This is a genomic window from Desulfocicer niacini (genome assembly GCF_054657595.1).
The window spans coordinates 1-813 of sequence record NZ_BAAHYK010000156.1; the positions used below are offsets into that span (position 1 = coordinate 1).

At 37.5% G+C, this 813-nt stretch carries 1 protein-coding gene; it reads right to left on the minus strand.

Annotated features, from left to right (window positions below; genetic code table 11):
- Positions 1-411: hypothetical protein (locus tag ACYQ2M_RS25165; protein ID WP_459919155.1), on the minus strand; the 411-nt coding region annotated here is incomplete at its 3' end.
- Positions 412-813 lie beyond the last annotated feature (402 nt).

The following is an 813-nucleotide window of genomic DNA, read 5'->3' on the forward strand; positions in this document are numbered from 1 at the left end:
AGATTTCGAAGGTATCTTTAATTGTTTACGGATAGTCTTTTCAATGTGCTTGCGTACACTTTTAACCAACCGTGGGTGCCCAATTTTTCCAATTAGCTCTTCTTCATAACGGTCTATGTTTGGAAGAATCTTATTTTCCAGAATAGGATTAATCATAATAGAAAGAAAAAACTTACCGACAGCAAATGCCACGGCAATCACCGTCGCATCCACTAGTTGCTCACCGATCAATCCCGGAGCGTCAGCTTGAGATAGTTCTGCACGAGGACCAGTAAGCCTTGCCATTTCATACATTCCATTATAGGCGAATTCAAAACCAGCAACTTCGTCCGGGGAAATACCCACATCTACCAAAGAGTCGCGTATAGCCTCAAATAAAATTAATTTATGATCGATATCAACCTTATTCATTTTTAGACCTCAATTTCTGAGTTATGGTTAATGATTATTTTGCGGCTCCTATCAACGCGGTGACCGGTCCAGCCTCTTGTTCATGCGCGGAGCGCATGAACAAGTTGTTGTGTTGGGCTGGATATCATTCACAATTTATTATATAGCTGTATGTTACACTTATTCTATAGTTCCACATATCTTTTTTATATAAAAGTCTCACCAATATGCTGGAATTAAAGGACTTTCGTTTTTCGTTGTGGCAGGTTTTTCTGCCATGTATTTTATATGAAAAAAGACATATCAGAATTTGGAAATTATGTAAAACAATACTTGAAAACCAACTTTATAATATATTAAGTTGAGTCAAAATTCCCTGACACATCCCCACCTCTACTGAGATATCAACTTTGATGAAACACT